We start from the raw sequence: 23,523 nt of genomic DNA, 5'->3' as shown, positions 1-23,523 counted from the left end.
AGGACACTACACATGAAATTCATTCTGAAGCACCTGGCGCTGCTCCCGTTGATGCTGTCCACGGCCGCCTTTGCCGCTGATGGCGCCGAGTGGCATTTCGATCTGGGGGGCAGCCTGACGCGTGAGCACTATCCTTCAGGAAGCCTGACCACCGCCGAAGCCCTGCTTAACCCCAGTGTATCCGTCGGGGACTTGCAGCTTTATGCCGAAGCCCCGTACTACGGCAAGGAAGTCAATTTTTCCGGTACATTGAATATCTATGGCCCGCTGGGACGCCTGCTGGGAACGCGGACTGTCAGCAAGTCAGAGCGATTTGAAGGCATAGGCGATATCGTTGTCGGCGGCGACTACCGTCTTCCAATAGCCGACGACAATGTGCTGGCGCTGGCAGGCATGAATTACAAATTCGACAACGGTGATGAAAAACAGCTGCTCGGATCAGGCAGCCGCGACCTCAGCCTGACCCTGGATGGTCGCTATCGGTGGCAAAAGGTGGATTTCAAGGCTGGGGTCGGCCATACCTGGATTGACTACACCACTTCGAACGCCCCCTCGGATGACTATACCTACTGGAGCGCCGGACTGGCTGTACAAGTCAATGATCCGTTGAGGCTGAGCGTCACGTGGAGCGACCAGCAATCCATCGCGGGCGTAAAGACCAATCAATCGGCGGTGAATTTCGGCGCTGACCTGGAACTCAGCAACATGTTGTCGGTCAACGCCGGCTATAGCCGCTATGAAAAAAGCGCCCAGAAAGGCCAACCGGAATCAGCCGCCACGATCGGGGTGAACTGGAGTCTGTAAAGACCGGAGGGCGAAACGGTAACGCCTCCGGCCGTTTACTCGTCTTCGTCCTCCCCTTCCACTTCCATGCGCAACTCCTTGATCTTGCGGGTCAGGGTGTTGCGCCCCCAACCCAGCACATCGGCCGCATCCCGACGCCGGCCGCCGGTATGGTTCAGCGCTGCCGAGATCATGACCCGCTCAAATGCGGGTAACGCGGTATTCAGCAACTCACGACTGCCGGATGCCAACGACTTGCGCGCCCACTCCGCCAAAGCCTGTTCCCAAGTCTGCACCGGACGCACCACTTCATGCGATGTCACCTGTTGCAGTTCGGGCGGCAGATCAGCCGTCAGGATCTCTCGTCCCGACGCCATCACTGTCAGCCACCGACAGGTATTTTCCAGTTGCCGTACATTACCGGGCCAAGGCAGTTGCTGCATGAAGGCTGCGGTTTCCGGACGCAGCATCTTGGTCTCGACATTCAATTCGCGCGCGGCTCTGGCCAGGAAATGCTGGGCCAGCATGCCGATGTCCTCGCGCCGGTCCCGCAAGCGCGGAATATGAATCCGGATGACGTTCAGACGATGGTACAAGTCCTCGCGGAATTTGCCTTCGGCCACCAGCCGCTCCAGATTCTGGTGCGTGGCCGCGATAATACGGACATCAACCTTGACCGGCACGTGGCCGCCGACGCGATAAAATTCGCCGTCGGCCAGAACCCGCAGCAGCCGGGTCTGGGTATCCAGCGGCATGTCCCCGATTTCGTCCAGGAACAGCGTACCGTGATTGGACTGCTCAAAACGCCCCTGCCGCAGGGCCGTGGCGCCGGTGAAGGCCCCCTTCTCGTGTCCGAACAGTTCCGACTCCATCAAATCCTTGGGAATGGCCGCCATGTTCAGCGCAATGAACGGTCGGCTGCTGCGCGGGGAATGCCGGTGCAGGGCGTGGGCCACCAACTCCTTGCCGGTGCCGGACTCGCCGTTGATCAGAACGGTAATATGCGACTGCGATAACCGGCCGATGGCCCGAAAGACCTCCTGCATGGCCGGCGACTCGCCAATGATATCGACACTTTTGGCCGGCGTTGAGGCCGGCAGCGCACCCTGATGCTGCTCGTGATGATGCGCCACCGCCCGCTTCACCAGGCTGATGGCCTCATCCACATCGAAAGGCTTCGGCAGGTATTCGAAAGCCCCTCCCTGATAGGAAGAAACCGCCGAATCCAGATCCGAATGGGCAGTCATCACGATCACCGGAATATCCGGATGCTCCATGCGGATCTTCGCCAGCAGGGTCAGGCCGTCAATGCCGGGCATACGAATATCCGTCACAATGGCATGCGGGGTTTCCCGGGACAGGCGGGATAACAAGTGGTTGGCGTCTTCGAACGCCGTGGCCTGGAAGCCCTCCTGCATCAGGGCTTTCTCCAGCACCCAGCGGATGGAACGATCGTCGTCAACGATCCAGACCTTGTCATCTGCCGTCATGGCCATTCTCCAAAGGCAAGTAAATACTGAAAACGGTTTGGCCCGGTTGCGAATCACATTCGATCAGGCCGTGATATTGGTGAATGATGTCCTGAGCGATCGACAGCCCAAGCCCGGTGCCGCTCGCGCGCCCACTGACCATGGGATAAAAGATGCGCTCCACCAGCCCGGACGGAATGCCCGGACCGTTGTCGATAATGTCGATGCGCATGACTATGCGGTGCCGGATAGCGCCGATGGTGAACTGGCGCTGCGCCCGGGTCCGCAGGGTAATCATCGGCGGCAGCTTCTGGGCCGGATTCTCCCGCAATGCCTGCAAGGCATTACCGGTAATGTTCAGGATCGCCTGGATCAACTGATCCGGATCCGCATGCAATTCGGGCAAGGACAAATCATAGTCGCGGACAATGTTGACCTCGCCCTCGGCCTCCACCAGCACCAGGGAGCGGATTCGCTCCAGGCACTCGTGAATATTGACCGGCTGCAGGTCCGGGAGCTTGCGCGGCCCCAGCATGCGGTCCGCCAGATTGCGCAGGCGATCCGCCTCGTCGATGATGATCTGGGTGTATTCTGTCAAGTTGCTGTCCGGCAAGGCCTTGCCCAGAAGTTGCGCCGCGCCGCGGATCCCACCCAAGGGGTTCTTTATTTCGTGCGCCACACCGCGCACCAGTTGGCGCGTTGCCTGATGATTGGCCAGAATGGCTTCTTCCCGGGAAATGCGCAGCAGGCGGTCTATCTGTTGCAGTTCGATCAGTACGGATGGCGACTGTCCTGGCGACAGCAAGGCGGCCACGGTGTAATCCACACTTACTTCGTGGATACCCACCCGCAGATGCGCCTCCCGCTTGGTAAAGGGATGGGCAGTTCGCAGCGTTTCGTTAATGACGGCAATCGCGTCCTCACCGCTCACATCAAAGAATACTTCACGCAGGTGGTGACCAACCGCACGGTTGCGGCTGATCGCCAGCAGCATTTCAGCCGCCGGATTCAAATAGGTCACCTCAAGGCGATCGTTCATCATCACGACCGCAGTACTCAAGTGATCCAGGATTTGTTTGTAAACTTCGTTGTATGCCACGAGGAGGAGTCCTGGTTTTGCCTGAAAATGGGGATGGCCTGCACCAGCTACTGCAAAATGCGCACCAGTTTTGACTATTCACGAAACACGTGAAGTTTATGCACCAATATGATTCAGGATATACGCTTCAGCTGCTTTAGCCAGCAAATTACGCACCATTTTAGAGCGCGCCACCACCCCTATCGGCGGGCCATCTGATACCATTCCCGAGCATGGCCGTAGGATAATTCCGCTTAATGCTGGCCGTCCTCTACCGTGACCGAGTACAATCGCCGCGCCTTTTCCGCGTCGCCTCCGAGGTCCAGATGTCGCAACAACAGCCTAAAGTCGGGTTTGTCTCCCTGGGATGCCCCAAGAACCTGGTCGACTCCGAACGAATCCTGACGCAACTGCGCTCCGAGGGATATACCATTTCCCCGGATTACGATGGCGCCGACATCGTTGTGGTCAACACCTGCGGCTTCATTGACTCCGCCGTTCAAGAGTCCCTGGACGCCATTGGCGAGGCCGTCAAGGAAAACGGCAAGGTCATTGTCACCGGCTGCTTGGGCGTCAAGGAATCCCAGATTCGTGAGGCACACCCGAGCGTGCTGAAAGTGACCGGCCCCCATGCCTATGAAGAAGTCATGACGGCGGTGCATCAATACCTGCCGCCGCAGCACGACCCTTACGTCGATCTGATGCCGCCGCAAGGCCTGAAACTGACCCCGCGTCATTATGCATACCTGAAGATTTCCGAAGGCTGCAACCATCGCTGCACGTTCTGCATCATTCCTTCCATGCGCGGCGATCTGGTTTCACGACCGATCGGTTCGGTCATGAATGAGGCTGAAAACCTGGTGAAGGCCGGTGTTCGTGAACTGCTGGTGATCTCTCAGGACACATCAGCCTACGGCGTCGATCTGAAATACAAGCTGGACTTCTGGAACGGCCGGCCGTTAAAGACCCGCATGTTTGAATTGTGCGAGGCTCTGGGAGAGCTGGGCGTTTGGGTTCGCCTGCATTACGTTTACCCCTACCCTCACGTAGACGACATCATTCCCCTGATGGCTCAGGGAAAAATCCTGCCTTATCTCGATATTCCCTTCCAGCACGCCAGCCCTGAAGTGTTGAAGCGCATGAAGCGCCCGGCCCATAGCGAGAATACGCTGGCCCGCATCAAGAAGTGGCGTGAGGCATGCCCGTCACTGGTACTGCGCTCGAGCTTCATCGTTGGTTTCCCTGGTGAAACCGAAGCGGATTTCCAGATGTTGCTGGACTGGTTGAAGGAGGCCCAACTCGATCGGGTTGGCTGCTTCAAGTATTCGCCGGTTGAAGGCGCCAAGGCCAACGAACTCCCCGACCCGGTTCCTGAGGAGATCAAGGAAGAACGGTGGCAGCGCTTCATGGCCGTTCAGCAGGAGATATCCGCAACCCGGCTGCAATTGCGTATTGGCCAACGGATGCAGGTCCTGATCGATGACATCGATCTGGAAGCCGGCGTAGCCATTGCCCGCTCCATGGCGGATGCCCCCGAAATTGATGGGAACGTGTTCATTGAAGGTGACGGCGCCGCCGCACTGAAAATTGGCGACTTCGCCACTGTCACCATTGTCGATGCCGACGAGTACGATCTGTACGCCGAACTTTAAGCAATCCAAATAAAAAGAGCCGGTTAAAACCGGCTCTTTTTATTTCTGCGCAATACTCAAACCAGAGACAATATCCGCGCCTCAAGTGCGTCCAGATCAGGGATGTAAGCCAGATCCTCACGGAATCGCACCTGCATGAACTCCATGGGTCCAACCTGGGCCTTCTCGATATCTTCAAGTTCAGAAATCTTGATCTTGATTTGCTCGGCGGCTGCCTGCAGGGCTATGCCATATTCCGCCACCTTGTCGCCAATACTGATAGCGTGAAAAATGGCAATGGTCTGGGGCTCCGGAACCTTGGAACCCTTATTCAGGGTTTCAAAGGAAAATACCGGAATGGATTTCTCTTGCCACTCCACCGTCCCGAGGTAACCGTCCTTCTTCTTCTTGATTGGCGTCAGGTGATTCGCGGGCACGAAATCCAGCACCGTCGTGGACGGCACCATCAACATTTTCTGCCAGACAGGCAGCAAATAGCCTGGCAAGCTACCTGTGGTGGCGCTAAGCAAGGTCGTTTGCGACAAGGTCCCCAGTTGTGACATAGCAGTTCCCTCAGGCGGCGGTATGCAAACCTGTATTAATATAATTAACCAACTTTTGGGCAAGCTCCAGCGGCTTGCCGCTAAAGGTCACGCACCCGGTGGCGCGCATCGAGTCCGGCTGGCTGGAGCAGGCGCACGATTCTGAGTCCTGAGCCCAGATAATACCGCCGGCATCAACCATCATGGGACCGCTGATGGAGCCATCTCCCCCCATACCACTGAAAATAATGGCAATGGAGCGCTTTCCAAAGCGGCGACTGATATTTGCCAGCACCTGGTCGATAGACGGTGAGTACGGACCATCCCAAGGCATGTCTCGGGAAATCACTTGGCCGTCCGCACTGAAATCAATTTCGGACTCAACAGGGGCAATCAAAAGCTCCCCGTGCTTCAACGCTTCACCATGCCCGGCCATCCGGCAAGGAATATGATTATGACGTACCAGAACACGGGTCAGCGACTCCTGCATGCGCACATCAATATGCTGGGCAAGCAAGAATGCAACTGGCAGTCCCCCCGGCAAATAATCAAGGAATTCCTTGACGGCGGCAGGACCACCCAATGATGCGGCAAGGACACAGACAAACTCCAGCTTGTTTGACTGTTTGCGCTGCAGAATCTCAGCAGGCAAGGTTAGCCGAACCGGCGCCTTGATCTGCTTTACGGTTCCCTTTTCCAGCGTATCCAGATTCTCACTGATAACGGGCTGGCCAATGACCTCATGCAATTTGATGAATACGCGGCGCTCCCAACGCGGGTAGGCACGGGTCCCCTGAACCGGGGCCGTCTCCACACCAAAAAGAATCGGAGCCTCCTGGGACAATAGTTTGTCAAGAAGGTCATCATCTTCTTCCTGCATGTCAACAAGCCATACGTCCGGAACAACCTGAGCCAGCGTTTTCGCGTCAAGCCGCTCCGGCGGGACATTCATTACCAGCTCATAACCATGTCCCTTCACCGCGTGAGCCAGCGCCAACCGCTGCAAACTCGAATCCGAAATAATTGCCACACGCGGATTACGGCCGGAGTCCATGGTGATTACCTCTGTACGGAAGCCGTTAATAGTTCACCAATAGTATCGAGTAGTTGTTGCTCCTGGAACGGTTTACCCATGTAGCAATTCACACCGATCTGGAAAGCACGCTCGCGATGCTTTTCACCGGTTCTAGAGGTGATCATGATAATTGGCAGGCCTTCCAGATTCGGATTGTGTCGCACCAGAGAGGCCACTTCGAAACCGTCCATACGTGGCATTTCGATATCCAGCAGCATGATGTCAGGACGAATATCTTCCAGCTTGGTGATTGCATCCAGACCATCCTTAGCCAGCACGACCTCGTATCCGTGACGTTCCAGCAGACGCGAGGTTACCTTGCGCACCGTCACGGAATCGTCGACGACCATAACCGTACGCGTAGCCTTCTCGACAACCGCCTCGACAACATCGGCATCGGCCTTTTGCTGTAGCGGCTTGGAAATCGCGGCGGCGCGCAGCATGGCCAGCACGTCCAGAATGATAACCACCGAGCCGTCACCCAGAATCGTGGCGCCGGAGATCCCCGCCACGCTGGCCAACTGCGCGCCCACCGACTTGACGACAATTTCACGTGAGCCAATCAACTGATCCACCTGGATGGACACTCGCTGATCACCGCCACGCACCAGAAGGATCGGCAGCGGGAGTGTCTGGCCAAACAGCGATGGCGTGCGTACGCCATGCACAAACTCACCCAAGTAATGCAGCTTGTAGGAAACGCTCGCGTATTCGAAGGGTGGCGCTTCAGGACCGTAGTAGGTTTCCAGCTCATACGGGCTGGCGCGCACAATACCTTCAATCTGCGACAGCGGGATAGCGTAGACATCCTCACCGATACGAACCATCAGCGCACGGCTAACGGCCACGGTGAACGGCAGGCGGAGGGTGAAGGTTGAGCCCTGGCCACGAACCGAGTTGATGTTGATAACACCGCCCAGCTGCTTGATTTCGCTTTGCACCACATCCATGCCAACACCGCGGCCGGACACCTGGGTGACTTGCGACGCGGTGGACAGACCGGCATGGAAGATGAATTGTTGCAGCTCGCGTTCGCTGACTTCGGCATCGGCGTTGAGGAGGCCGCGTTCAATGGCCTTCTTCTTGACAGCATCGGTATTGATGCCGCGCCCATCATCCGAAAGCGACAGAACGACTTCCCCACCCTCACGCGAAAGCGTCAGGGTGATGCGCCCCATCATTTCCTTGCCGGCCTTGGCACGATCTTCCGGAGACTCCATGCCATGGTCGACCGCGTTACGAAGCATGTGCTCCAGCGGCGCAACCAGACGCTCCAGCAAGGTTCTGTCCATTTCACCTTCCGCGTTGATGACCACCAACTCGGCAGGCTTATGAACTTCCTGAGATGTCTGGCGAACAATACGCTGCAGGCGGGGCACCAGACGGGAGAACGGAACCATCCGCGAACTCATTAGCCCTTCCTGCAATTCAGTATTCAATCGAGACTGTTGCAGCAACAGGGTTTCGGTATCGCGGGCCTTCTCAATCAAGGTTCCCTTGATGTCCATCAAGTCGGACGCGGATTCGTACAGTGACTTGGACAGCTGGTTCACCGAGGAATACTGGTCCATTTCCAGAGGGTCGAAGTCTTCATACTTGCCGCCTTCCGTGGTGTGCTGGGCGATAATCTGAGATTCAAGCTCGCCTTGCATGCGTCGCAGCTGTTCCGCCAAACGCTGCACCGTGGCACCCATTTCCTCCACGGTCTGGGCGAAACCGTGCACACCCATTTCAACGCGTGAGCGGATAATCGACCCTTCACCCGCCAGGTTAATCAGCTTTTCCATCAACTCGGATGAAACGCGGATCATTTCCTGCGCCGTTTGCTGGGCCTTGAGATTCCGGAAATTCCCCATCATGGAGGGCATGCCGGTTTCTTCAGGGAACACCATCGCCACGCTTTCAGGCAACGACGGCGCAGCCGAAGGAACCGGAGCAAGGGCCGGTTGCGGTGCAACTTTGCGAGCCGGTTGTTGAACGTCATCGCTGAAGGCCGCCGGATTGGAGAGGTAACTCTTCAGTTGGGCAACCAGGTCAGAAACACCCGGACACTTGCCATCCTTCTTCAGCATTTCTACCGCTTCGGCAATGCGGTCATGGCAACGTTGAAGTACGGAGAAGACTGCCGGCGTTCCCTGGTAACGATTCAGGCAAACACCTTCGTAGAGGTTCTCCATTTCGTGAGCAAGATCGCCCAAGGCCGTCACACCCGCCATGCGGGCGCCCCCCTTCAGCGTATGCAAGCCACGCTGCAGGATTTTGACCGGCTCGGTTTCGGCGGGCGACACTTTCCAATCCGCCAGCTTCTGGTTGGTTTCATCAACGATTTCTTGGGCTTCTTCCAGGAAAATTTCCAGCATTTCCTCATCGAAGCCGGAAGTGACGTCATCCGGCTGGCCTGCATCGCTTGCAGGAGCTACAGATACCGGAACGACAGGAACAGCGGCAGCCGGAACACTAACGGCTACCGCCGCCGGAGTTGCATCAAGCGCCTTGCTAGTCGAGCCACCTGCCGCTAAAGAGAAAAAATCCAGAATTACCGTATCCACCGGTGTCCGGCGGTATTGGTTGATCACATCTACCAAATCGCGTGCGAATTCACACTGACCCTTAGCCTGCAGATCTGAAAGCTGGTTGGCGATTCGATCATGACAGCGCTGGCACAAATCAGCCAACGCGGGACTGTAGTTGTAGCGACCATCCACCAATCCCTCATAGAGGAATTCCAGTTCATGCGCAAGGTCGCCGAGGCTTGCAACAACCGCCATCCGGGCGCCGCCTTTCAGCGTATGAAGATGGCGTTGCAGCACACGCAGCGCCTGCTTGTTTTCCGGATCAGAAAGCCAGTTGCGGAACTCGTCATCCGCTGCCTGCAGTACCTCTTCACCCTCTTCCAGGAAAATCGATAGCAGTTCAGGATCGGCGCCATTATCAATTTCTACCACGGCGGCAACGGGCTGCGCAGCCGTCACGGCCGCAGGCTCGGCGGCAGCGCCGCTCCAGTCGTTGATGCGACGAACCAGATCCGTTGCCGAAGCAACTGTCTGGCATGCCGCCAAGGTATCGAAGATATTGATTACTTCGTCATGAGCATTACCCAGTATTTCCAGCAGGCTTTCATCAGCCAGGACCGTCGCCGCGTCACGGGCGATGTAGGCATAAAGCCCTGTCAACGCCTTGAGCAATTCAGCCAAGGGATGAACGCCACACTTGACCGCCTCGGGGTAAAGTTGCTGCAACTCATTGCGCAAAGTCTCAATGTGCTCATCCCGGTCTTCACCGGCAAGCCAGCCTGTCAGCTCCCAAGGAGCATCAAGCAGATGATCAAGGCCGAGATCCATGAAACCGGCAACGATACCGGCGGTATTGGAGGAAACTTCAGCTTCACCCGTATCCTCGTCGGCCGTTGCCGGGATGCGGGATACCTGATCAATCATCGCGATCAGTTGCGTATCACCGGACACCAGCCCCTTGCCGCCTTCCGCCACGCTCTTGATGCTGAGCGTAATAAGACGATGCGCCTCCGCCAGCAAATCACGGTGTGTCTGGTTCAGCAAACGCCCTTGCTGACGGAAGTCCTTGAAGAGGGTCTCCATCGGCGCGGCAATACTGGAGACGGTTGCCACACCGGCCATGCCGGCGCTGCCTCTCAAGGTATGAAGCGCGCGCAACACTTCATCCGTTACCGCAACCTTATTGCCCTGTGGTACGGACTGCAGGAAATCCTGAATGTCATCGAGATAGGTATTTGCCTCGCTGACGAAAATTTCCATCAACACCGGATCGGCTGTTTCCGCCTCCGGTTCGGGCGCTTCCACCTCTTCCAGGCTGGTGGCTAACTCTTCAAAGGCATCCGACAGATCATCATTCTCCGAAGCTGCAACAGCCTCAGCCGGTAACGCCGGTTCTGCTGCCGCTGTAATCTCGGTTGGCGCTTCAGGTTCTGTTGTATCCGCTTCGCCTCTGGCTTGGGCAAAGGCCGCCTTGATGCTTTCCGCATCCAGATGACGGGCGTGCGCGAACTCATCCGCGACCGTCATGATGTAACCCGTATTCAATGCCGGCGCTTCCTTGTTCTGGAAGTTCTGCACCAGCACAGGAATGACATCAATCACATTCCGGATCAGCAGCGACATGTCTGCGTTCGGTGTAGTCGTGTGATCAATGACCCGATTGAGCATATTTTCAATCGACCAGGCGAGCTCCCCTACCACCTTGGCGCCAACCATGCGTCCGGAACCCTTCAGCGTATGAAAGCCGCGGCGGAATTCCGTCAATGCATTCTTGTTTTCGAAATTGGCTGCCCACTTGGGGAAGAACTCGTTGATTGTCTCGAGAACTTCTTCCGCTTCTTCGATGAAAATCTCGCGGATTTCGTCATCCTGGCTAAAATCATCCTCGGGCATGTGGTTGAGCACAAGCATGGCCGGTTTCTTGGCGGCCATCGGAACCTGCTCAGCCACAACTACCGGCTCAGTTTCGGCCTCTTGAACCGGCGCTGTAACCTCCAGACGGACAGTTTCATCCAGATCGATAACGGCCTCAGGAATTTCAGCAGCAACTTCTGGCTGACCGTCATCCATCCGTGATCCGATTTCAGAATCGGTATCCGCGATTTCAGACACAGTTTCTGCCGTGGGACCTTCGCTCAGTACAGACTCTTCTTCCAGATCCTGCGTGACTAACTCCTCGGTTACCGCCGCTGCGACAGTTGCCTCCACATCAGCACTGTGGCCCAAGGACCAAGCAACAGCCTGATCAACATCGGCCGTTGAAGGCGATTGCCCCTTCGCAAAACGGTCAGCCACATCCATGAGCGGGACGGTATGAATGCCGGGCAAGGCACGCGCCGTATAATTTTCAATGAGCCCCGGAATTGCATCCAGAACCTTTTCGATCAACATGACCATGACGCCGTTTGGCGTGGCGGTCTTGTCGATAACTCGGTTGAGCATGTTTTCAATGGACCAGGCCAACTCACCGACGACTTTGGCTCCAACCATCCGCCCCGAACCCTTAAGGGTATGGAATCCACGGCGGAATTCGGTCAAGGCATTCTTGTTGTCAAAGTTAGCCGCCCATTTGGGGAAGAATTCATGGATGGTTTCCATGACCTCGGCTGCTTCTTCGACAAAAATTTCGCGGATTTCATCATCCTGATCATGATCATCCACTGGCATTTCAGCAAACACCGGGCGAACCGGCGCTGCTGGCTTTTCATCTACAACAGCCGCTTCAACGGGCTCTGGCGTAACGGCTGCGACCTCAGCCGCCAGCTCATCCGTCGTCGTGGTGATGGTCTCGACCATAGCTGTATCGGAGTAAGACGCGGACTCGTCAAGCAGCTCGACGTCTACAGCAGGCATAATCAGTGTACGTTCCTGAGAGTCATCAGAAACAGCAACCTGAGCCTGTTCGACAACCTCGTGCACGATTTCAACTGATTTACGCGGGGTAAAGGTCATATCCCCGAGTAATGCTTCAGCATCAAAAGTCAAGGTACTGTCGAAATCGGTCAGTGAGTCATCTTCAGAGATCAACGAACTGGTACGAACAGCAGGAATTTGCACTTCCGTTAAAGCCGTATCCATCGCTCGGGTGCTTTCATCCAGCAACGGCACATTGACAACCGGCATCGCAATCAGTGTCTTATCCGGATCGTTGACAGTAGCAGACAGCATGTCATCCGTGATTACGGGCATGCTGATCAGTGTACGATCAAGGTTCTCGGCCTCGTCAGGGAGTGACTCCGCTGCCGCTTCAACCGGATCCTCAGGCAACACCAGTGCCGGGATATTGAGCAAGGTTTTCTCGGTATCACCCGAATCCATCAACTCTCGTTCCGCCAACTCGATTTCCTGCTCGCGGGCGGCCTTTTCCTCCTTGAACGGTCGAACGGGTAATTGCACGGCGGGCGCAGCGAGGACCAGGCCAAAACCCAGTTTCTCCAGAGCAACTTCTGCCATTTCAAGCAAATCATTGTTCTGATGATGATTGGCCATGCGCTCCAGATAGTACTCTACCGAGGATACGATATCAGCCATCGTATCCATCTCCGACCAACTCGGTCGGTATGCTTCGCGCAGCAGGTGCTGCTCAACAAAATCCGTCAGCTTGCCAAGGATCTGTGACGGGCGCACCAGATCGAGCATCGCCAGACCGCCACGAACGGTTTTCAGCAATACAGGCAGGTCGGCCAGACGAACCGGATCCCACTGGGAGCTAATATATTCGACAATGACTTCCTTGGATTTCTCGAGTGCGGTGCGGGACTCCCGCAAGACCGCGGCTTGAGCCGTCGACAATTGATCTGCCACGGTCCCACTGCCTCTGAAGTTCTCTCCAACCGCAGAATCATCCAGCATTTGCTGCAGGCCGGACTCAACTTCAAGCAGTCCTGCCGCCAGATGAAGCAAAGTGCCTTCGGCAACTTCATCGTTGCGAATTGCACCGGACATCAGCAACAGTTGCTCATCAACAATTTTCTGAAGGTGGCTCCAGCCCATCACCATCAGGGTACTGCTCATCTGACGCAGTTTGGGCAGCAAAGGCTCTAGCGTATGGACGGAAGGTGTTTCGGTATACATCAGGTCATCAATGGCATCCTTGATTGCGACCAATTCGGTATCAAGACCGGCAATAACGGACTTGAGCGCTCCCTTATCCGGACCGGAAAGTTTGTCTTTCTCAGCCTCAAGCCGTTCTTGGGAAGGCAATGCATCATCCAGTCGATACAAGGCACGAATAGCCGCGACGCGAGGACTGGTTCCCTGGCTCTTGGCAATGTAATAAAGAATATTTTTCAGGATTTCGAGCGAAGGGCTGTGCTGGGGAAATGAGGCAAATTTCCGCAACTCATGCTCGACTTCCCCCAGCAACAATTTGACAGCCGGGGTTAACGGAATTGACCGGTTTGCCAGCCCTTCAACCATAGCCTGCGTCACTTGCCACAGGGCCTGCAAAGCCTTTTGGCCGACGACCTGCCCAAGCAACCCCAAAGCCTGCTGCAACGTCTCAAGACTTTCAGTCTGATTCTGCTGACGAACCACACCGAGCAAACCGATCTGAAACAAGTGCCGCAACTTCTTGAGGCCATCCGCCGTCGGAGTTGCACCAGTCTGTGCGGTAATCGAGAAAACACGGGAAAAATCAGGCTGGAATAACGCTATCTCGGAAAGCGGGACTTCATCATGCGCCAGACGCAATTCATTGATAGCGGGTAACAAGACAAACGGCGTGTCACGTTTGCTGACCTGTAAACGCTCAAGATAGGCCGGCAGTTGCAGCATCGACTTCACCAGGGCGTCGTACGCTGCCTTTCCGTTCTTGACCTTGCCGTTCACCAAGGCCAGGCAAAGCTTCTCCATTTCTTCTGCCAGCATGGCAGCGCCATGGAACTCCACCATTTGCAGGGTTCCATAGATCTGATGAAGATACGCGAGACAAAAACGTAATTGGGAGGCATCACTCTCATTATTGACATGGGCTTCCAGTGACTGTTGAGCTTGCTTCAACGTCTCTTCAATTTCACTCTTAACCCAATCCAAAGCGAGGAAATTATGATTATTGCTCATCGTTACCACCCCCCCTGTGGGGTCCAGATGCTTATTATTCGGTCAAGTTCTCAGGATACCCGCTTGAATGCGAGTGTATCCGGATAATCTATTCGTTCCAGTTGCGGGTGACTCCAGTCGACGATTTCGCCGAGCCCCAACACCAGAATTCCCCCTTTAGCCAATCGATTGGCCAACTGTGTCACAACATCCCGCTTTCGGAATCTTCTGAAATAAATCAGAACATTCTGACAAAATATCACGTCCATTTCTGAAAACGGCGCACGCTCAAGATCCATCAGGTTCAATTGACTGAAAGCCACACGCTTACGGATCGCATCATTCATCTGCCAATCTTTGTGATTTGGCATTTGATGCATGTATTTAAGCCTGAAACCTTCCGGGACGGTCGCTCCCCGCCGCTCCGCAAAGATACCCTGCCGAGCTTTGATCAGGGTTGGAAGGCTGATATCCGTCGCCGTCACTCCGTAGAAGACATCCTTGCGGCCGCGCTCCTCAACCAGACTATCTGTAAGCATGGCCAGGGAATATGCCTCTTCCCCGCTAGAACAGCCCGCACTCCATATATTGATCGAATGCCTGCCGTTATCTTTGATCAATTCCTTGAGATGCTCTTCAACCAGCTTGAAGGAGCTCTGATGTCTAAAAAAGCTGGTTTCCTGTACCGTCAAGCGATCCGTCAACAATATCCACTCAGGACTGCTCGCGGGACCGGACATCAGTCTTTCATAGTATGTTTCGTAATCATCCAGACCGATCTCACGCATTCGCGTCGACAGGCTGATTTCAAGAAATGAACGGCGACTGGGGGTGACAGTAATGCCAATTCGAACTTCAACAAGAGCCTGCCAAAGTTCGAACTGTTCATCGGACATGGGTAAGGCCGGTTTGATTCCCCATTCGGTCAGAGTCACGCCGGCCATCTCCTGTTAGCGTTGCCTTAAGCCGCTTCCGGCAGCTTGAAGCCAGCCACCGACAACCGGAGTTCCGCCGCCATTTCCGCGAGATTACCAATGGACCGGGCGGTAGCAATCGTACCCGCCGTGGTCTGTGTTGTAATTTCCTGAATGACGTTCATGGTGTTGGAAATGTGGCCTGCGGAGGCTGCCTGCTGACGCGCAGCGTTCGAAATGTTCTGAATCAAATCTGCAAGGTTTCTCGACACAGTTTGAATTTCTTCGAGCGCCACACCGGCGTCTTGAGCCAGTCGTGCACCGCGCACAACTTCCGATGTCGTTTGTTCCATCGAAATAACAGCTTCGTTGGTGTCGGATTGAATCGTCTTAACCAGTTGTTCAATCTGCTTCGTTGCGGCAGCAGAACGTTCTGCAAGACGCTGCACTTCGTCGGCAACCACGGCGAAACCACGACCGGCCTCACCGGCCATGGACGCCTGAATCGCAGCATTCAGCGCGAGAATGTTCGTTTGGTCAGCAATGTCGTTAATCAGCGACACGATATCGCCGATTTCCTGTGAGGATTCACCCAGGCGCTTAATACGCTTCGAGGTTTCCTGAATCTGCTCACGAATGGTATCCATACCTTCAATACTGCGTTGCACCACATCAGCGCCCTTGTGGGCGATGGCCACGGATCTGTCAGCAACGACAGCCGATTCGGCGGCGTTCGCAGACACCTGGTCAATTGAAACCGCCATTTCATTCACAGCGGCGGAAGCGCCGGCAATTTCCTGAGCCTGATGCTCGGAGGCCTCGGCAAGGTGCATAGCCGTAGACTGCGTTTCCTGAGCAGCCGAAGAAACCTGCACGGCCGTCTGGTTAATCGTCGACACCAACTGGCGCAGCTGGTCAATCGAGTAGTTGATCGAGTCGGCGATGGCGCCGGTGAAGTCTTCAGACACTGTTGCCTGTACGGTGAGGTCACCATCAGCCAAGTCGCCCAATTCATCAAGCAGACGCAAAATAGCCGCCTGGTTGCGCTGGTTTTCCAGTTCAACCTTCTCGGCGCGGTCTTTTTCCAGGGCTTTTTCACCTTCTGCACGCTCACGATCCTGACGTGCGCGAAGGCGGATCAACATGATCAGCGAAGCCAATGTTGTCAGAAGCGAAACACCGCCAATCAAGGCTGCCGCCAGCGAGTTCGATTCATCATCAATCGAAATTGTCATGGCGTTAAGCGCTGTCAGCAATTCCGGAGAATCGCGGAAAACTGCGGATGAAGCCTCACGAACCTGGAACAACTCCGGCGAGGACTCCAGAATTTCATTGGCGCCCTGCTGAACCGAGGTATCGAAAAGCTTGGCAATGGCATCAAGGGACTGCCGCGCTTCCGGATCACGAACAGCGGAAATTCCGCGATCCGGGGAACCGTTTTGCAGCGCCTGGAGCACTTCACCGAACTCGGCAGCGTCACGGCCGAAATCATCAGCGGCCATTACGGCGTTTTCATCACCGTTCAACACGCTCGACACGGACCGAAGAATACGCTCAGCCAATACTGACTGCTGCTTGGCGACAACCACTTGGGCTGCCGGTGCGCCCAAGGCCACCAAACGATCGACAAAAACATCGTTTTCTGACTGGAGCTCTGGCACAGCATCGGCAATACCGGCGACAAGATCATGCAGATTACTGACGGTCTTTTCACCCGCCAGCACCGCCTGGTTATTTTTATTCATCCGTTCCCAAATAGCCTGCACCGCTTTGGAGTCGGGCTTGGCGGGATCATGCAATTTCTTCAAAGCTGTCCAGCGACGATTGAATTCCTTCGATGCCTTGTTGAGGGATTCGAACGCCTGTTGGTTCCCTGTCGCGGCTTCACCCGCGTTCTTGGCAATATCCTGCGACAGCACTCGCATTTCCGAGGAGTGCTGAATCATATTCCGGCCCTTGTCGCTTCGGTAACCCACCACGCCGAAGGCAATGGCGGTAAAGACGAAAGCCAAAATGAAAGAAACCAACCACCGCCCGGTATCAGGTGAGTCTGCTACGGAATTCCAGAAGTTGACCCAAAAGTTGCGACTGAAAAGGGCCTTCAGGTTTTTGGCGCTAAACACCCCTTTAACCTTGTTGGCATCAAGGGATGCTCGCCAGTTATTTTTCTGCAGTTTCATAGCCTATTACTCTCCCCCAACCCTGTTTTTTGTTCTACAGCTCTGCATTAAGTTACAAATTATGCAGCCGATGCCTTTAGGAAGCGTGGATCTTCAATCAACCGGCTCATCAACAGGACATACCACACCTTGCCGTCCCGCTCAAACCCTCCCCTTGCATAGGGAGCAATTTCCGGAAAAACACCACTGACCGTAGATTTGTATTCCGCTGCGGGAAAGTGCTGCATTCCAAGCACCTCATCCACAATCAACCCGCTGAATATTTCCTCGTGGTCAATCACGAGGATTCTCTTGCGCTGCCCCTGCAGGGTGGAGCGCCGATTAAGAAAGGCCAGCAAATCCATGATCGGAAGCAACCGGCCACGAACATTTGCCAATCCTTTCATCCAACCGGCAACACCCGGGATCATGGTATATCGGGGAACCTTCAGGATTTCCGCCACTTCCCCAATCGGAGCAAGAAAATGCTGGCCGGCAAGCGTGAAGCCCACACCGGTCCACGCATCACCGCCCTGCCCCAGGAGCCCCAGCCCCTTCTGCTTGGATCTTTCCGCTATTTCAAGAAGCTTGATAAAGCCTTTGGCAGCCATGACCGCACCTTATTTGCCAGGAATGAGATTGGCAATAACCTGCATGAGCAGCGTTTCGTCAACAGGCTTTGTCAGGTAATCGCGCGCGCCTTGACGCTTGCCCCAGACGCGATCGGTTTCCTGATCCTTGGTAGTCACAATGACGACAGGGATATGTGCGGTTTCAGCGCCTTTTGTGATTTGCCGGGTAGCCTGGAATCCATTGATGCCCGGCATCACCACATCCATGAGCACCAAGTCAGGCAATTCAGCCTTGGCCATGGCCACGCCATCAGCCCCATTTGATGCCTCCAGAACACCGTGACCATTACGCTCAAGAATTTCCTTGAACCTGTAGGTTTCGGTAGGAGAGTCATCCACAATCAGAATTCGAGCCATGTTGCCCCCTGAAATTCGACGTCAATCCACTCAGGTCTTGACATGCTGCTTAATGGCGTCAAACAGCTCTTCCTTGCTGAAAGGCTTGGTCAGATACTCATCCGAGCCGACAATGCGCCCCTTGGCTTTATCAAAAAGGCCGTCCTTACTGGACAACATGATGACCGGGGTGGATTTGAATGCCGAATTATTCTTGATCAGCGCGCATGTCTGATAACCGTCGAGCCGGGGCATCATGATATCAACGAAGATGATATCGGGATTGGAGTCGGCAATCTTGGAGAGGGCATCAAAACCGTCTACCGCCGTGATGACCGTACAACCTGCTTTCTGCAGGAGCGTCTCGGCTGTACGCCGAATGGTCTTGGAGTCATCAATAACCATGACTTTCAAGCCGTCAAAATTTTCTTCCATCGGAGCCGCCTTCCTAAAATTGAGGCCACAAGGCCAGGGTGGAATCGGAAAGTACCAAGAGTAACCCCTCGTTATGATGCAAGGATTGCTTTAATGGGGGCCATACTTGTTTTAACATAGTTTTCGACGAGGCGCTACAACCCGCCTCCGAGCGAAACATGAAGGGTTAAATTATTTAACAACGGCTTAGCGTTTTTTCTTCATGCGGTTGGCAAGGTTGGACATGTACCACTTCCGCCTCAACCCCGGTTCTCCATACACGACGCAACCACGCATGCCCTTGCCTTTAGCCCTCCGTTCGATTCTGACACAAAGACCCGCTTCGTGGCATCGTCTTTACGCTATGATTGTTCGAAAAGCGTGAACTTGTTGCTTCTGGGCTTTCAAAGGAATGTTTATGTCAACTGATTGGCAGGTTTCACAAGCGCATATCATTGCAAGCTTCGTCTTTGCGTTCTTGGGCTTATTCGGCCACGCCCTCCTCTCCAGTCGCATTAGCACACAGCTTCCGGGGCAGCAGCGGCATTGGCAACTAACTTCCGCACTGTTGCTGGCGGCCGCACTTTGGTGCGCGTTACTGATGGCCAGACTCGGCCTCAACATACGCTGGGCCGGATTCAACGGCGCATGGACTCTCATTTTCATTGCCCTGCTGGGCTGCATGACACTCATTAACCGTACATACGGCACCCGCTCCGGCCTCCAATCGCTGCTGGCTGCCGCACTGCTTGCGCTGACGCTCTCCTTTTCCGTGATGGCAGGTCTTGCCAGTGATACCGGCATTCCAAAAGACAGAATTCTTGTTTCCAGGCATTTCTTAATCACCCTGGCGTTGTTCTTCCTGGTCGGGCTTTTGCTTGCTTTCGATTTAACCGCCAGACTGCAAAAGCCGGGATCCGCAGGCCTGGTCAGAGTGGCCGCGACTGCTGTGTTTGGCGCCGTTATCCTGACGGTTGGCCGGCATATGATCACCAGCGCCTATCTGCCCTCCATGCCTCCCTTCACGAGCCTTACCGATGCCGAGCACGCCGGCAGGCTACTGCTTGCGCTTTTCCTTACCCTAACGTTTTTGCTGCTCTTGACTGTGGTGTTCCTGGCCTTCATTACCCAACGCAAATTTCATGAGCAAGCCGTTCACCTTGAAAACACGCAATCCATTATAGAGCGCATGCACGATTCCCGCGGCCATCTGGAACAGCTGGCGCATTACGATACCCTCACCCAGCTTTACAACCGTCACGCTTTTTTGGATGCCTTTACCCAGCGATTGCATGACGCGCGTCAATCATCCGGCAAGCTGGCGGTACTGTTCATTGATCTGGATAACTTCAAGTCTGTAAATGACTCCATGGGTCATGCTGCCGGCGACGAGCTTCTTCGGATAATTTCGCGGCGCCTGCGCACCGTCTTGCGGGGTCACGACCTGATTGGACGGATTGGCGGCGACGAATTCTGCCTGGTAGCTCCGATTGGCAATATTGAGGAAGCAAAATCCATAGCCGCCCGCATTCTCAACAAGATGCACGAGCCTATTGCCATTAGCGGCAGAGCGGTAACCACAACCACCAGCATTGGCATCAGCCTGTTCCCCTACGATGGCGAAAGCCAGGATGTACTGATCAAGAATGCCGATTTTGCCCTTTATCAATCCAAGGGCAGCGGCCGGAACACCATGAATTTCTACAGCGACTACCTGTCGCACAAGTCGCACCGCGAACTGAAAATCCAGCATGACTTGCAAAAGGCAATCACCCAGTCCGAACTCTTTCTTCAATACCAGCCGGTCCGAAACCTAGGCAGCGGCGCTATTGTCGCCCTAGAGGCGTTGATCCGTTGGCAGCATCCTGAAAAGGGCATCCTGACGCCTGAACACTTTATCAATATTGCCGAGTTCAACGGATTTGTCGATTTGGTCGACACTTGGGTAACCCGGAAAATTTGCCGGGACATGCACACCCTAAGCGCCGCCGGCCACATATTACGCATCACCATGAATTGCTCGGCGATGAACCTGAACAATGACCGTTTCATCAGTGAAATCCTGCGCATCCTGGAAGAGGAGCGAATCGAGAGGTCATTGTTCAAACTGGAAATATCAGAATCCATATTGTTTGAATACCGGCACAAGGCTCCGGTTTTTTTGTCCCGTCTGAAAGAATCAGGAATCGGATTGGTGGTCGACGATTTTGGATCCGGCTCATCATCTCTGGTCTGGCTTAAAACCTTGCCGATATGTGAGTTGAAACTGGATCGATGCCTGCTGGGCAATGAAGGTCAAGACAATGACATTGTGTCTGCCTTGATTTCCATGGCCCAACTCATGCATTGGGAGGTGACGGCAAAGGGAGTGGAAAGTCATGAAACCGCTGAGTGGTTGACAGGCGCGGGCTGTAATAACGCACAGGGTTATGGCATTGAGCCGCCATTGCGCCTGCCGGAGTTGATGGCGTTACTGTCTTCCCGCGCCGAGCATTACGCCAATGACTTGTAGATAAGATGGGTCCCGACCAGCACCGTCAGTATTTCGAATGAGCGTTTGATAAAACCATTGCCTTTCAACAGCGCCCAGTGTGCTCCTGCGTACCCCCCTGCCAGCGAACCCAAAATCAGCGGAGGGAGCCAGGCCCAGGCAATCGGAGCCTGCATGCCCAGAAAGAAGGCGCCCATTCCATTCCAGAACAACCCGACAAGTATCAGCGTATATATGGTAGCCCGCGTAAAATCCAAGCCGAACCATTTGATGAGCCACAAGGTCACAAACAATCCGGTTCCGGATGTCAGCGATCCATTCAGCATGCCTATGAAGGCCAATACCACGCCTCCGGCAGCCATTCCCCGCCCATCACGGTGCGCTTCACGGAACTCATGGCCCAATGCCGGCCGCATGGCCGAATACAACCCCAGCATCAGCGTGAGCACTCCCAGGCTCAACTCGGCTAATTGCTCAGGCACCCTCAGGATCAATTTGGCCCCCAGCCAGACACCCGGCAAGCCGCAAGCCAGAATATAAAGGGCGAACTTCCAATCCAGGCCGCCACCGCGCAAATGCCGCAAACTGGCGCCGACCCCCAGGGCCACACTTGCCACCTTATGCGTTGCCAAGGCAGTGCTGAAGCTTAAACCCAGAATCAGTAACGCCGGCAACTGCAACAATCCCGCCCCGCCGCCCGCCAACGCTGACAACAGGTTAGCTATCAGGGAAACAATAAATAAAACCAACAGTTGAGTTGCTGACATCGGATCATCCATTTGACTAGAATAGCACTGACAAGAATGATGAAAATTGTACCTGGACACCCACTCATGAATTACGCAGGGCAATATTTTGTACGGTTTTGTCTGGCTGCGTCGATTTTATCGATCAGCGCCGGACTCTATGCTGCGCCCGTTACCTCGACCCGAGCGGCATCGAATGTCTGGTATCGCTATTACAACGAAAAAGGCGTACCGACCCTGAGTGATCAAATCACCGAGGAGCATGTCCGGCGCGGATACGAAATTCTGGATCGCAACATGCAGGTCACCGGGCGCGTCGCCGCCTTCAACAATGAAATTTACCTGAAAGAAAAAGCCCGCCGCGAAGCCCAGATGCGCCAGAAAATGGATGATGAGCGGATCATGAAGCTCTATTCCTCTTCACGCGATGCCGAGTCTGCCCGTAACCGTCTCCTCGACACGCTGGAAACCAGCATCGGTTACAACCGCATTCAACTGATCAGGCTCAAGAGATTGCGTTCCGAACTGGTAGAACAAGGTGCTGAAAGCGAACGGACAGGCAAGTCGCTCACAGCCAAACAAAAGGACCTGATTGTTCAGTATGACTCGCAAATCAAGGATCTGATGCAATTGATGAGCAGCCAGGAAGATGAAAAGAATAAAGTCAGTAATGACTTTGCCCCGATCATCAACCGTCTGATCGCCATCGAGAAGAGCCGCAAGGATGGAACATATGACACGGACACCGGCGGACACCCGAACTGAATCGGGCGTACGCCATTTTTACTTCATGTCTTCTTCTGTTTCTTGCGGTTCGTGATCAGGGTGCCTATACCTTCATCCGTAAAAATCTCGATCAAGGTAGCATGCGGCAGACGCCCGTCGATGATATGAGCGCTAACGACCCCGCCCTTGACTGCATCCAGCGCACAAGAAATCTTGGGGATCATGCCGCCATAGATTGTGCCGTCCGCGATCAGATCATCAACATCCTGCGTGGTTAATCCCGTTAATATCTGCTTTTCCTTGTCCAGAACACCGGGAATATTGGTCAGCAAAATCAGCTTTTCCGCTTTCAGCGCTTCAGCCACCTTCCCCGCCACCAAATCGGCATTGATGTTATAGGATGAGCCATCATCGCCCACACCGACCGGCGCAATGACCGGGATGAAGTCACTGGCCATGAACAGATCCAGGACATCCGTCTTGACACCGGCTACCTCGCCAACCTGCCCGATATCAATTTGCTCCGTTCCGCCATCGGCAGTGGGCTTCTCGATATACAGCTTGGTTGCACGGATCAGGTTGCCGTCCTTACCCGTCAACCCCATGGCCCGGCCGCCATTCTGGTTGATCAGATTGACGATGGATTTGTTCACCAGACCGCCGAGCACCATCTCCACGACATCCATGGTTTCCTTGTCAGTGACTCGCATGCCGTCCACGAAACGGGATTCCTTGCCGATCCGGTTCAACAGGTCGCCAATTTGAGGGCCGCCCCCATGAACCACGACGGGGTTCAAACCCACCGTTTTCAACAATACGATATCCCGGGCAAAGGAATTCTCCAGCTCGGGATCGGTCATGGCGTTTCCACCGTACTTGACGACCACCGTCTTCCCATGGAAGCGCTGGATATACGGAAGTGCTTCCGTCAGAACCCTGGCAATATTCAGGGCGGCATCTTTCGACAAAGCCAT

Annotated in this window: 16 protein-coding genes; 4 read left to right on the top strand and 12 right to left on the bottom strand. The window is 54.8% G+C overall.

Translation table 11 applies throughout. The features are described 5' to 3' along the window. Nucleotides 1–12: 12 nt before the first annotated feature. Complete coding sequence (locus EV700_RS06905) at nucleotides 13–804, top strand: porin (protein ID WP_130412118.1); 792 nt, start codon at nucleotides 13–15, stop codon at nucleotides 802–804. 35 nt (nucleotides 805–839) lie between these two features. On the opposite strand, the gene glnG is transcribed toward EV700_RS06905, so the two are convergent. Continuing rightward, nucleotides 840–2,273, bottom strand: a complete 1,434-nt coding sequence (gene glnG / locus EV700_RS06900; RefSeq protein ID WP_130412116.1) for a nitrogen regulation protein NR(I) — start codon at nucleotides 2,271–2,273, stop codon at nucleotides 840–842. Next, nucleotides 2,260–3,351, bottom strand: coding sequence for a nitrogen regulation protein NR(II) (glnL, locus tag EV700_RS06895; RefSeq protein WP_207224600.1), 1,092 nt, complete (start codon nucleotides 3,349–3,351; stop codon nucleotides 2,260–2,262). The genes glnG and glnL overlap by 14 nt, the downstream gene beginning before the upstream one ends. Before the next feature lie 305 nt (nucleotides 3,352–3,656). Here glnL and rimO point away from each other — a divergent pair, with 305 nt between their 5' ends. Then, entirely contained in the window at nucleotides 3,657–4,982 is a 1,326-nt protein-coding gene (rimO, locus tag EV700_RS06890) for a 30S ribosomal protein S12 methylthiotransferase RimO (protein ID WP_130412114.1), read from the top strand. 56 nt (nucleotides 4,983–5,038) lie between these two features. Here the strand turns inward: rimO and EV700_RS06885 are convergent, their stop codons facing one another. Genes EV700_RS06885 through pilG form a run of 8 tightly spaced genes read right to left on the bottom strand, consistent with a single transcriptional unit; the run spans nucleotide 5,039 to nucleotide 18,607 of the window. Beyond that, on the bottom strand, nucleotides 5,039–5,524 hold the full coding sequence (locus EV700_RS06885; RefSeq protein WP_130412112.1) for a chemotaxis protein CheW: 486 nt from the start codon (nucleotides 5,522–5,524) through the stop codon (nucleotides 5,039–5,041). Nucleotides 5,525–5,534: 10 nt separating this feature from the next. Then, nucleotides 5,535–6,557: a chemotaxis protein CheB gene (locus EV700_RS06880; RefSeq protein ID WP_130412110.1), complete on the bottom strand. Its 1,023-nt coding sequence runs from the start codon at nucleotides 6,555–6,557 to the stop codon at nucleotides 5,535–5,537. Between the two features lie 5 nt (nucleotides 6,558–6,562). Next, on the bottom strand, nucleotides 6,563–14,152 hold the full coding sequence (locus tag EV700_RS06875; protein ID WP_130412108.1) for an Hpt domain-containing protein: 7,590 nt from the start codon (nucleotides 14,150–14,152) through the stop codon (nucleotides 6,563–6,565). A 50-nt stretch (nucleotides 14,153–14,202) separates the two neighbouring features. After that, entirely contained in the window at nucleotides 14,203–15,066 is an 864-nt protein-coding gene (locus tag EV700_RS06870; protein WP_207224599.1) for a CheR family methyltransferase, read from the bottom strand. Between the two features lie 26 nt (nucleotides 15,067–15,092). Next, nucleotides 15,093–17,225, bottom strand: a complete 2,133-nt coding sequence (locus tag EV700_RS06865) for a methyl-accepting chemotaxis protein (RefSeq protein WP_278044899.1) — start codon at nucleotides 17,223–17,225, stop codon at nucleotides 15,093–15,095. Nucleotides 17,226–17,284: 59 nt separating this feature from the next. Beyond that, nucleotides 17,285–17,815, bottom strand: a complete 531-nt coding sequence (locus EV700_RS06860; RefSeq protein WP_130412104.1) for a chemotaxis protein CheW — start codon at nucleotides 17,813–17,815, stop codon at nucleotides 17,285–17,287. A gap of 9 nt (nucleotides 17,816–17,824) precedes the next feature. Then, a complete protein-coding gene (gene pilH, locus EV700_RS06855) occupies nucleotides 17,825–18,193 on the bottom strand; it encodes a twitching motility response regulator PilH (protein WP_130412102.1) in 369 nt (122 codons plus the stop codon). A gap of 30 nt (nucleotides 18,194–18,223) precedes the next feature. Further along, the gene (gene pilG / locus EV700_RS06850; protein ID WP_130412100.1) at nucleotides 18,224–18,607 is read right to left on the bottom strand and encodes a twitching motility response regulator PilG; all 384 of its coding nucleotides are present in this window, start codon (nucleotides 18,605–18,607) and stop codon (nucleotides 18,224–18,226) included. A gap of 397 nt (nucleotides 18,608–19,004) precedes the next feature. On the opposite strand from pilG, the gene EV700_RS06845 reads away from it, so the two are divergent. After that, nucleotides 19,005–21,098, top strand: coding sequence for a putative bifunctional diguanylate cyclase/phosphodiesterase (locus EV700_RS06845; protein WP_165391362.1), 2,094 nt, complete (start codon nucleotides 19,005–19,007; stop codon nucleotides 21,096–21,098). Here the strand turns inward: EV700_RS06845 and EV700_RS06840 are convergent. After that, the gene (locus EV700_RS06840; RefSeq protein ID WP_130412096.1) at nucleotides 21,080–21,844 is read right to left on the bottom strand and encodes a sulfite exporter TauE/SafE family protein; all 765 of its coding nucleotides are present in this window, start codon (nucleotides 21,842–21,844) and stop codon (nucleotides 21,080–21,082) included. The two genes, EV700_RS06845 and EV700_RS06840, sit on opposite strands and share 19 nt — an antisense overlap. Before the next feature lie 66 nt (nucleotides 21,845–21,910). Here EV700_RS06840 and EV700_RS06835 point away from each other — a divergent pair, with 66 nt between their 5' ends. After that, a complete protein-coding gene (locus EV700_RS06835; RefSeq protein WP_130412094.1) occupies nucleotides 21,911–22,588 on the top strand; it encodes a hypothetical protein in 678 nt (225 codons plus the stop codon). A 23-nt stretch (nucleotides 22,589–22,611) separates the two neighbouring features. Here the strand turns inward: EV700_RS06835 and argB are convergent, their stop codons facing one another. Continuing rightward, nucleotides 22,612–23,523, bottom strand: a complete 912-nt coding sequence (argB, locus tag EV700_RS06830; protein WP_130412092.1) for an acetylglutamate kinase — start codon at nucleotides 23,521–23,523, stop codon at nucleotides 22,612–22,614.

The organism is Fluviicoccus keumensis (genome assembly GCF_004217445.1).
Taxonomy (GTDB): domain Bacteria; phylum Pseudomonadota; class Gammaproteobacteria; order Pseudomonadales; family Moraxellaceae; genus Fluviicoccus; species Fluviicoccus keumensis.
Note: the sequence above shows the minus strand (reverse complement) of the source record. Positions and strands in the feature narration are given on the sequence as shown.

What these genes read in the sequence shown, in the direction of transcription:
- argB (WP_130412092.1), bottom strand. Translation starts at nt 23,523, where the DNA reads ATGGCTTTGTCGAAAGATGCCGCCCTGAATATTGCCAGGGTTCTGACG.
- EV700_RS06905 (WP_130412118.1), top strand. Translation starts at nt 13, where the DNA reads ATGAAATTCATTCTGAAGCACCTGGCGCTGCTCCCGTTGATGCTGTCC.
- EV700_RS06860 (WP_130412104.1), bottom strand. Translation starts at nt 17,815, where the DNA reads ATGGCTGCCAAAGGCTTTATCAAGCTTCTTGAAATAGCGGAAAGATCC.
- rimO (WP_130412114.1), top strand. Translation starts at nt 3,657, where the DNA reads ATGTCGCAACAACAGCCTAAAGTCGGGTTTGTCTCCCTGGGATGCCCC.
- EV700_RS06885 (WP_130412112.1), bottom strand. Translation starts at nt 5,524, where the DNA reads ATGTCACAACTGGGGACCTTGTCGCAAACGACCTTGCTTAGCGCCACC.
- EV700_RS06880 (WP_130412110.1), bottom strand. Translation starts at nt 6,557, where the DNA reads ATGGACTCCGGCCGTAATCCGCGTGTGGCAATTATTTCGGATTCGAGT.
- EV700_RS06845 (WP_165391362.1), top strand. Translation starts at nt 19,005, where the DNA reads ATGTCAACTGATTGGCAGGTTTCACAAGCGCATATCATTGCAAGCTTC.
- EV700_RS06875 (WP_130412108.1), bottom strand. Translation starts at nt 14,152, where the DNA reads ATGAGCAATAATCATAATTTCCTCGCTTTGGATTGGGTTAAGAGTGAA.
- EV700_RS06835 (WP_130412094.1), top strand. Translation starts at nt 21,911, where the DNA reads ATGAATTACGCAGGGCAATATTTTGTACGGTTTTGTCTGGCTGCGTCG.
- pilH (WP_130412102.1), bottom strand. Translation starts at nt 18,193, where the DNA reads ATGGCTCGAATTCTGATTGTGGATGACTCTCCTACCGAAACCTACAGG.
- EV700_RS06865 (WP_278044899.1), bottom strand. Translation starts at nt 17,225, where the DNA reads ATGAAACTGCAGAAAAATAACTGGCGAGCATCCCTTGATGCCAACAAG.
- glnG (WP_130412116.1), bottom strand. Translation starts at nt 2,273, where the DNA reads ATGACGGCAGATGACAAGGTCTGGATCGTTGACGACGATCGTTCCATC.
- EV700_RS06840 (WP_130412096.1), bottom strand. Translation starts at nt 21,844, where the DNA reads ATGTCAGCAACTCAACTGTTGGTTTTATTTATTGTTTCCCTGATAGCT.
- pilG (WP_130412100.1), bottom strand. Translation starts at nt 18,607, where the DNA reads ATGGAAGAAAATTTTGACGGCTTGAAAGTCATGGTTATTGATGACTCC.